Source organism: Veillonella parvula (assembly GCF_001553335.1).
Lineage (GTDB): Bacteria > Bacillota > Negativicutes > Veillonellales > Veillonellaceae > Veillonella > Veillonella parvula_S.
In genome coordinates this window covers 62,822-71,905 of sequence record NZ_KQ960799.1, presented here as the reverse complement: position 1 = coordinate 71,905, position 9,084 = coordinate 62,822, and the positions used below count along the sequence as shown (strand labels likewise).

Below are 9,084 nucleotides of genomic sequence, written 5' to 3'. Positions count from 1 at the left end.
TTTGATATATGAAAAATTTATCAGAATAGCTATAATAGAATTATATGTACAGATGTAAGCTTAGGAGGTGTTAGTTTGTTACAAGATTTATTATCTGAGGATAATGTATCCTTTCATTATCCCGCCGAAACGTGGGAAGATGTAATTCGTCACGGTGGTCAACTCATGGTTGATTCTGGCTTTACCGATCCATCTTATACAGAGGCAATGGTTGAGGTAGTTCGTGAAATGGGTCCATATATCGTATTGGCTCCAGGTCTTGCTATGCCACATGCTCGTCCAGAACATGGAGCAAAGCGCGTAGGTACAGCATTAGTGACATTGGAAAAACCACTGAACTTTGGCAGTCCTGATAATGACCCTGTATCTGTAGCATTATTCTTATGTGCTCCTAACAAAGATGAGCATATTCAATTGTTGACAGATATTGCTACTTTATTTGAGGATGAAGAATTCTTAGATGCGGCCGTTGACTTTGAAAGTATTGACGACGTACAAGCATTCTTGGCAGAGCATTTAGACGAGCAATAATACGTTTAGAAGGAGGCACGTATGATTTCTGTATTAACTGTATGCGGTAATGGTATTGGTTCTAGCTTGATGCTAAAGATGAAAATTGAAGAGATTTGCGCTGAAAATGGTATTGATGCACAAGTTGAATCTATTGATTTTAATGCGGCTCAAGGACGTAAGGCGGACCTCATCGTTACTGTAAAAGAATTAGCAGAACAATTTGAAGGGAAAAATATTGCTATTGTTCGTAGCTATATTAATAAAAAGAAAATCACAGAAGATGTTCTTGAAGCATTAAAACAAGCTGCTCAATAATTAAAACAACTGTATATAGGAGGTAGTGTTATGGAAATGGTATTAGAGTTCTTACGTGACGTGCTGTCACAACCAGCACTTTTAATTGGTATTATGTCATGTGTAGGCTTAATAGCTTTGAAACGTCCGTTTCATAAAATCATGACGGGCACATTGAAACCTATTCTAGGGTATTTAATGCTTGCAGCAGGTGCTGGCGTTATCGTTAGTAATCTTGATCCGTTAGGTAAGATGATTGAACATGGATTCCATATTACTGGGGTGGTACCAAACAATGAAGCTATCGTAGCTGTTGCACAAAAGGTACTTGGCGTTGAAACGATGTCTATTCTCGTAGTAGGCTTATTGATGAACTTATGTATTGCTCGTTTCACCAAGTTCAAATATGTGTTCTTAACTGGTCATCACAGTTTGTTTATGGCCTGTCTTATGTCTGCCGTACTTGGTACAGCGGGTTTGGCCGGTATGGAGCTCATCCTTGTGGGTGGTTTCTTAATGGGTGCTTGGTCGGCTATTTCTCCAGCAATTGGTCAAAGCTATACTTCTAAAGTGACTGATGGGGATGAAATTGCGATTGGTCACTTTGGTAGTTTAGGTTATTATTTGTCTGCTTGGGTTGCTAAATATGTTGGTAAAGCTGAAGATAGCACAGAAGATATTGAGATTCCAGAAAAATGGGGCTTCTTACGCGACTCAACATTATCTACAGCATTGACTATGATCGTATTCTACTTGATTGCCGCATTTGCAGCAGGTTCTGAATTTGTCGCTACTTTATCTGGTGAAATGAGCCCTTATTTATACGCCGTTATGAGTGCTATGAACTTTGCCGTTGGCGTAACAATCGTATACTCTGGTGTACGAATGATCTTAGGCGATTTGATTCCTGCATTCCAAGGGATTGCTACCAAAATTATCCCTAATGCAATTCCAGCTGTAGACTGTGCCGTATTCTTTACCTACGCTCCAACTGCAGTAGTATTAGGTTTCCTTAGCTCTTTCATCGGTGGTATCATCGGTATGCTTATACTTGGTGCTGTAGGTGGCGTATTAATTATTCCTGGTCTTGTACCACACTTCTTCTGTGGTGCTACCGCAGGTATTTATGGCAATGCTACTGGTGGTCGTCGTGGCGCAGCGGTAGGTGCTTTCCTAAATGGTTTGGCTATTACATTCTTGCCAGCTTTGGCATTGCCAGTTCTTGGTCAATTAGGCTTCCAAAATACAACCTTTGGTGATGCGGACTTTGCAGTAATGGGTCTTGTATTAGGTAATGCGTATGAATGGGTAGGTATGGCTGGTATTTATGGTATTGTAGCTATTGCCGCTTTAGTACTTATTATTCCTAACTTTATCAAAACAAAAGGTAAAGTTATTAATTATTTAGAAGAGGATTAATGAAAACAACTGAGCAACACAGTAATGTTGTAATACGATATGTATTTCTGACTATTGGTGCAATAAGTTTTGGCCTTGGTACAGCAGGTATCGTATTACCACTATTGCCAACAGTTCCTTTTTATATGCTAGCTTTATTTTGTTTAGCTCGAGGGTCTGAACGATTCCATAAAATGTTTTTGGAATCTAGTTTATATCAAAAGACCGTTGCTACTTATGAGCGCGATAAAGCGTTGACGTTGCGGACAAAGTTGTCCATTCTCGCTTCTGTTAGTACAATAATGGCGGTTGGCGCCTATTTCAGTCAAGACATGCCTATTGCTCTTATCGTCATGGCCCTCGTATGGGTTGGTCATATAATTGCATTAGCTTTTATTGTAAAAACAAAAAAATAGAAGCTTGCATCCGTAGTTCTGAATATAGCCTCATGAATTAAATTGTTGTCGTTTAATTCATGAGGCTTATTTTATAGTACACTAAAATAAGTTCTAGCGATGAACTTAATTGTTTTATATTACTAAAACAAACTAGTTAATATTTTTAAATTTAATATGAATTATTAGTAATTAGAAGTTGACAATGACTATCAATAAGTATACTATAATATAATACTAACGTTTATGTTTATAGTATTTGTGTATATGGTGATAGTATGAATCCACATAATCATGCGGTTTCACATGCAGGAATGTCTATGTCGAGACATACGATATTTGATGGTATCGATTTAATGTTCCTTGATGTGAAACAAGAGACGATTCAATTTTATGCTAAATCACATACCAAGACGTTTGCCATAAATCATTGTGAAGAGGGTCGCATTGAGTGCAAATTCACATCTGGTGAGTATTTATATATGGGCCCAGGGGATATGTCGTTAGGGTGGCATACACGCTCAGCTTACCAACATGAAAATTACTTTCCTACAAAACTATTTAAAGGGATTGTATTGCTAGTAGATGTTGAAAAAGCTCAACCTGTATTAGATGCACTTGTTAGTGATTCTCGAATAGATTTGACCGAATTAGCAAATCGATTTTGTGAGCATTCCGACTTTGGTATGATGATGGAAGAAACAGAAACAGTTCGTCAGATTTTTTCCAGTTTATATAAAGTGCCGAATCAAATTAAGGAGCACTATTTTAAATTAAAAGTGGTTGAAATCTTTTTATTGCTATCTGTTATATCTACAGGTAATAATGAAAAAAGAAATACCTATAGAAAGCAGCAAGTCGATATTGTAAAAGCTGTATGTGAATATGTATCGACACAGTATATGAAGCGTATTACTATTGACTCTTTATCCGTGCAGTTTGACATTCCTACGTCGACGTTGAAACGTTGCTTTAAAGGTGTATATGGTACAACCATACATCAATATCTAAAAGAATGTCGTATTAATGCGGCTAAGCGATTGCTTCAAGATTCAGATCAATCTATTTTAGAGATTGCTAATGCAGTAGGCTACGAGAACGGTAGTAAGTTTACTGGTGCATTCAAAGAAGCTACTGGTGTAACGCCAAGTGCCTATCGTAAGGTATAAATAAAATGATTGGGAATTCATATTATTAATATTACTTAAAAATGTAGTAACTTAAAGTAGAATTCATAATTTATAAAAAATTAATATTGTCCGAAACGTATATTTTTGGTCTATTCGGAGTAGATATGCATAATACACTTTGCTATCATTGATGTAAATGATTTTCAATATCATTTGTTGTGGTAGTGAGGTGTATTTTTTATATACCAAGTTTAATATATTTTGGAGGAATATTAATGAATAGGAGGCTTAGAAGAAGTAGTCGATACCTTATATTGTCTTGCGCCGTTGCATGCTGGTTGCAAATGCCTATCAATACCCTGGCAGAAAATGCAACAGTTACTACTGATGTTGTACATGTTCGAGGTACGTGGGCCGAAGAATTAGCAAAACAAGAGTCTCAACAGACGACGATTATTACAAAGCAAGATATTGCAAAGAAACAAGCAAAATCTGTAGAGGATATTGTATTTACAGAAACAGGTGTATCTAGAACTGTTGATTCGATGGGGCGTGTAGGTGTATCTATTCGAGGTGCTGATCCACGACATACGCTAATCTTAGTAGATGGGCAGCCTGTTATGGGAGATCTTGCTAAATATCAAGGTGCTGGCGATGAATTGCAACGTCTTGGTACGGAAAATGTTGAGCGTATTGAAGTCATTCAAGGTGCTGCTAGTGCCAAGTATGGCTCTGATGCGATTGGTGGCGTTATCAATGTTATTACAAATAAGCCAAAGAAGAATGCGTCCATTCAGTTTAATGCGGAAGGTCGTAGAGAAAAAGGGGATGGCGATGTCGTGCCATACTCTAATTTCTTTATGCGCGCTGATTCTGGCTCTTTAGGTAAGTTAAAAGTTAATATTCACGGTAGTAAACGTGATATTATGCCTATTTATGCTAGTGAAGCACGTCGTGCAACGACAATGGCTAGCGATGAAGACCATGGCTTCTTAAAGAATTCTTTGCGTTACTATGGCACAAACTCCAATGTGGGACTTGGAGCCACATATGACTTTAACGAAAATCACTCTTTAGGTCTTCGTATTGATCGGTATAACGAAGACTTAGAGCGTTATGTGAAACGTAGTGATTCCTTCATGGAACCACAAGTTCATTACAAACGCGATTTAGACCGAAATAATTTTAACTTGAGCTATACTGGCAAAGATAAGAAAAGCTCATGGAGTGCGGAAGTAAATTATACACGTACAAAAGAAGATGATTTAACTTTAACAAGTGATTATGGCAATAGTACGTATGAAGGTAAAAATACATTAAATTATGTAGATAATGTAAATCATCGTCAATGGAATTTAAAACTTAGTGCTGATACACAGCTTAATAAAGATCATCTTTTATCCTATGGTGTTGGTTTTGTTCGTGAAACTGGTGAAGGTAGCCGTCTTAAAAATGCACCAACAACTTATAAGCGTCACATCGATCCGTGGGATTATGATAAAAGTTTAGCCGTTAAAAATGGCGTTCCATCTTCTACAATTTATGACCATTCTTTCAAAAAGAATGAAGCTGGCGTAGAACAATGGAATAAGGAGAAGGAGTGGTATAACGGCGATAAAAATACACCTAGTACGTTGCCTGAATTCACCTATGAAGAGTATGTTCAATATTTAGATTCTAATGATAATGATTCCTCTGCTGTCATGGGGAAAGTCGATGGTCCAACTACTGAACGGACATTGAAAAAACTTAATCCTGAAGCATATGCACGATACCAACAATTTGCAAAACGCTTATTGGAGGAAAACAAAGACTTCATCGCTGATTACCATGCTAATAAAGAAGGTAAAACAGATGAAAATGGCAAGTACTATCCTGCATTGCACGATGCGTATTTGCCAAGCTTCTACTACGGAGCGGTATCTGGCTTTGACAATACAAAATTGAAATTAAATGGCTCTTACTTTAAAGAAGAGTATTTAAAACGTGTAAATCAACAAACAGCTGGTCGTGCAGAAATTAAGAAGTTTAATTTCTATGTGCAAGACTCTTGGCAGGTTAATAAAAATACTACTTTATCACCAATTGTACGCTTAGATCATAGTGATAAGTTTGGTTCAAATTTGTCTTTTAACTTGGGCATGACTCATAATGTAAAAGGTAATGTACATCGTCGATTAAAAGCGAATGTAGGCACTAGCTACACAGAACCAGGTATGGGTGAATTGTATTATAACTGGGAAATGTATGGTCCTAATATTACCTTTGCTACCATCGGTGGCGGTGAAGCTCGACTTGGTTGGTACTGGGTAGGTAATCCAAACCTTAAACCAGAGAAATCAATGAACTTTGATTTATCTTTGGAAGGGGAAAATAAAAACACCTATGCTAAGATCGGTGTGTTCCATAATAATATCCGCAATTATATGTCTGTTTATAACACTGGATATTTGATGGACTTCCATCCACAATACGATGAATCCACTACGTTAGGGGCTTCTAAATTTGCTCATGCACCTGATATGATTTATAGCTTCCGCAATATTGGTAAAGCTCAAATTACAGGCCTTCAATTTGAAGTAAAGCAAACTTTGAATAAGCATTGGAAAGCTCGATTAGGTTATACATACTTGCGTGCCCTCAATAAGAGTGACAAGGATATGCCGCGTGAATTATTAGATAAGCCACGTCATAAAATCGATATTGGTGTTGACTTTGAAGATAAGGCGAGCGGTTGGAGCGGTAGCTTATGGGGCGATTACTACATTCGCATGTTAGATAGTAACTCTCTATCTGGTGGTGGTAATTACATGGTGTCTTATATCGATCCTAACGATTCTAATAAATCTGTTATTCGATATAACTTGAACAATAAACGTAGTGCCGATATGTACGAGCGTAAGACATATGGTATTTGGAACTTTATGGTTCAAAAGAAAATCAATAAAGACTCTCGTGTATACTTTGGTATTGATAATCTATTTAACCACCGAGATGATAACCGTGCATTATCCGCCCGTGTATATCGCGTCGGCTTAAATATGAAATTTGGCGTAGGCTCTGGTGAAAGTAAAGCAAAACTTACTAAAGAACAATTGGAAGCATTACCACCAGCAGTGCTTAGTGATTTTATTACACGTCCATTTGATGAATCTAAATCTCGTGGTGTAGAGCTAGTAGGCGACTATCGTGTACGTAATGATAGCCACTTAGGTTCTGATCGACCTGAAACAAAAGTAACTCCAACGAGCTATGTGGCCGATGATGCGGCGAAAAACTTGGCAGATCGCAAAGAACATGGCTTAAATCAACGTATTCGAGTTGGTGTAGATGCTCGTATTAACGATAATACTAATGTACGTGTTGTAGGTAGTGCTTCTGGACAACCTGGTGTAGATAGTAGTCATGAAACAGAAGGTTCTAAAGGTTTCAATCATCAACGTTTAGAAGAACTTGATGTAACACATCACGGCTCTAAATGGGATCACAGTGCTGGTCGTATTACTGAATCTATGGGTGTTACCGGTTATTGGTTCAATAAAGAGTATGATGGCATTCGCAGTGTATGGACTAATAAAGATACACAAGTTCGCGTTGGTGTAGGTACCTTTAAACATAGCACTGGAATTAGTGATAGTGCTTATACTCATGCAATTTATACAAACTTCAAACGCGTTCCTACAGTAGATGAATTCTTGGGCATCACAGGCGATACTGATGGTAGTAATAAAGAACTTATCATACCTGAAGCTGGGGATAAGATTAACTTCTACCAACAATTGAAGGCATTGCGTGATAAAGAAGGTGCCTTAGAAGGCGAAGTTAAGGCATTGAAACAAAAAATTGATGATCTCAATTCCGATATTTGGTGGAAAGAGTTTATTGATGAGTTACCAGCTGATCAATTAGCTCCATTAAAAGCAGATCTTGCGAAACTACAAGCTCAATTGCCAGATGTTGAGGCACGGGTTGCAAAAGAGCGTGAACCATTGAGAGCTGCTCAGTTCGATGTAGTTCGTCGTATGCAAGAAATCGTTGCAAAAGCTTATGGTGCTGATGCAGATAAGCAAAAAGTATTGCTTGAAATGCCAGAAGTCAATGTTAAGTTCGCTTATAAAGATAAGCGTTACGATGAGGACACTGAACAATGGGTTCCTGATGAAGGCACAATCAATACTAAGATTGCTGCAGGCAAAATTGGTTTAACTGAAAATGATCCATTATTTGAAGTTAAATTAAGTGATACTTCTGTATTAGCGGATAATGGCAAAACATTCTTAACTAATTGGTACAATAAAAATAAAGCTGCTATTGAGGCCGCGTATCGTAAAACGGCTCAAGAGCGTGCAGCCCTTATCTTTAACAAAGATGCTACCTATACAATTAGCTTCGAAGATAATGCTTTTGATGGCCTAGAAAATAATATTTATAAAGTTAACTCTGTTGATGTTAAAGATTATGGCTTATCTAATGTTATTAACGTAAAAAATAGCGATCATTATCCACAATTACTAGCGTCCTATTTCAATGGTTTGACTCGTCTTCTTGAAAAGGCTGATGGGTATAGTAGATTGCCTAGGGAAGCATTAGGTAAATACACAGGTAATGTTATCCCAACGACAGGTGTTGTATTACAACAAGATACAGTACCACCAATTGATAAGGCTGCATATGTTCAAGTTAAACATATGGTAACGCCTCGTCTTGGTTTAGCTGCTTGGTACTTACGCTCCTTTGGCGGTAGCGACTATCGTTTCTATACAGCTAATGGTAATGCTACTGAAGAACATGAGTTTAACAATGTGGCTAATGTATTTGGTGTAGGTGCTAAGTATCAATTAAACCATAATGCAAGCATTTCCTTCGACTATGGTCAAAACCGTAGTGACTATGGTCGCTTCATGAATGGCAATACTCATTATGAACATAAGGCTAGTTCATCTCAATTCGATATTAAAGGTCGCGATGTAGGTGGGACACCTCACTTCTGGGCATTGCGCTTTGATGTAGGTCGTGTAGATATGAATAAACCAGGTTCTTGGAATGCTTATGTGGATTATAAGTACTTCGGGCATGGTTCCTTCTTCGGCGGAAATGGCACAGAAGCTGTACCTGATCGTTATTTAGATGGTATTAAGAGCTTTACCTTCGGTGGTGGCTATGTACCAACTAAAGATCTACTTTTACAAGCATTCTATACATTTGATGCAAAAGGGATCAATAAACGAGACACATTATATGGATCTGAAAACTTCAAACTTGGGAATTATACTCGTTTCCAAATGACGTATAAATTCTAAAAAATAGTCCGATTTGTCCAAAACGTATATTTTTGGTCTATTCGGAGTAGATAT

General features: G+C 37.6%; 6 protein-coding genes. All 6 read left to right on the top strand.

What is annotated here, in order from left to right; genetic code table 11:
- Positions 1-75 precede the first annotated feature (75 nt).
- Positions 76-531 (top strand): PTS sugar transporter subunit IIA, encoded by a 456-nt coding sequence (locus tag HMPREF1865_RS06910; RefSeq protein WP_060919658.1) that lies wholly within the window; start codon positions 76-78, stop codon positions 529-531.
- Between the two features lie 21 nt (positions 532-552).
- Positions 553-828 (top strand): PTS sugar transporter subunit IIB, encoded by a 276-nt coding sequence (locus tag HMPREF1865_RS06905; RefSeq protein WP_009351056.1) that lies wholly within the window; start codon positions 553-555, stop codon positions 826-828.
- Positions 829-858: 30 nt separating this feature from the next.
- The gene (locus tag HMPREF1865_RS06900) at positions 859-2,226 is read left to right on the top strand and encodes a PTS ascorbate transporter subunit IIC (protein WP_060919657.1); all 1,368 of its coding nucleotides are present in this window, start codon (positions 859-861) and stop codon (positions 2,224-2,226) included.
- The gene (locus HMPREF1865_RS06895; protein WP_060919656.1) at positions 2,226-2,621 is read left to right on the top strand and encodes a YbaN family protein; all 396 of its coding nucleotides are present in this window, start codon (positions 2,226-2,228) and stop codon (positions 2,619-2,621) included. Before HMPREF1865_RS06900 ends, HMPREF1865_RS06895 begins: the two co-directional genes overlap by 1 nt.
- A gap of 257 nt (positions 2,622-2,878) precedes the next feature.
- On the top strand, positions 2,879-3,769 hold the full coding sequence (locus HMPREF1865_RS06890; RefSeq protein WP_060919655.1) for a helix-turn-helix domain-containing protein: 891 nt from the start codon (positions 2,879-2,881) through the stop codon (positions 3,767-3,769).
- A 305-nt stretch (positions 3,770-4,074) separates the two neighbouring features.
- Positions 4,075-9,030, top strand: coding sequence for a TonB-dependent receptor domain-containing protein (locus tag HMPREF1865_RS06885; protein WP_462218735.1), 4,956 nt, complete (start codon positions 4,075-4,077; stop codon positions 9,028-9,030).
- Positions 9,031-9,084 lie beyond the last annotated feature (54 nt).

What these genes read in the sequence shown, in the direction of transcription:
- HMPREF1865_RS06905 (WP_009351056.1), top strand. Translation starts at nt 553, where the DNA reads ATGATTTCTGTATTAACTGTATGCGGTAATGGTATTGGTTCTAGCTTG.
- HMPREF1865_RS06900 (WP_060919657.1), top strand. Translation starts at nt 859, where the DNA reads ATGGAAATGGTATTAGAGTTCTTACGTGACGTGCTGTCACAACCAGCA.
- HMPREF1865_RS06895 (WP_060919656.1), top strand. Translation starts at nt 2,226, where the DNA reads ATGAAAACAACTGAGCAACACAGTAATGTTGTAATACGATATGTATTT.
- HMPREF1865_RS06890 (WP_060919655.1), top strand. Translation starts at nt 2,879, where the DNA reads ATGAATCCACATAATCATGCGGTTTCACATGCAGGAATGTCTATGTCG.
- HMPREF1865_RS06885 (WP_462218735.1), top strand. Translation starts at nt 4,075, where the DNA reads ATGCCTATCAATACCCTGGCAGAAAATGCAACAGTTACTACTGATGTT.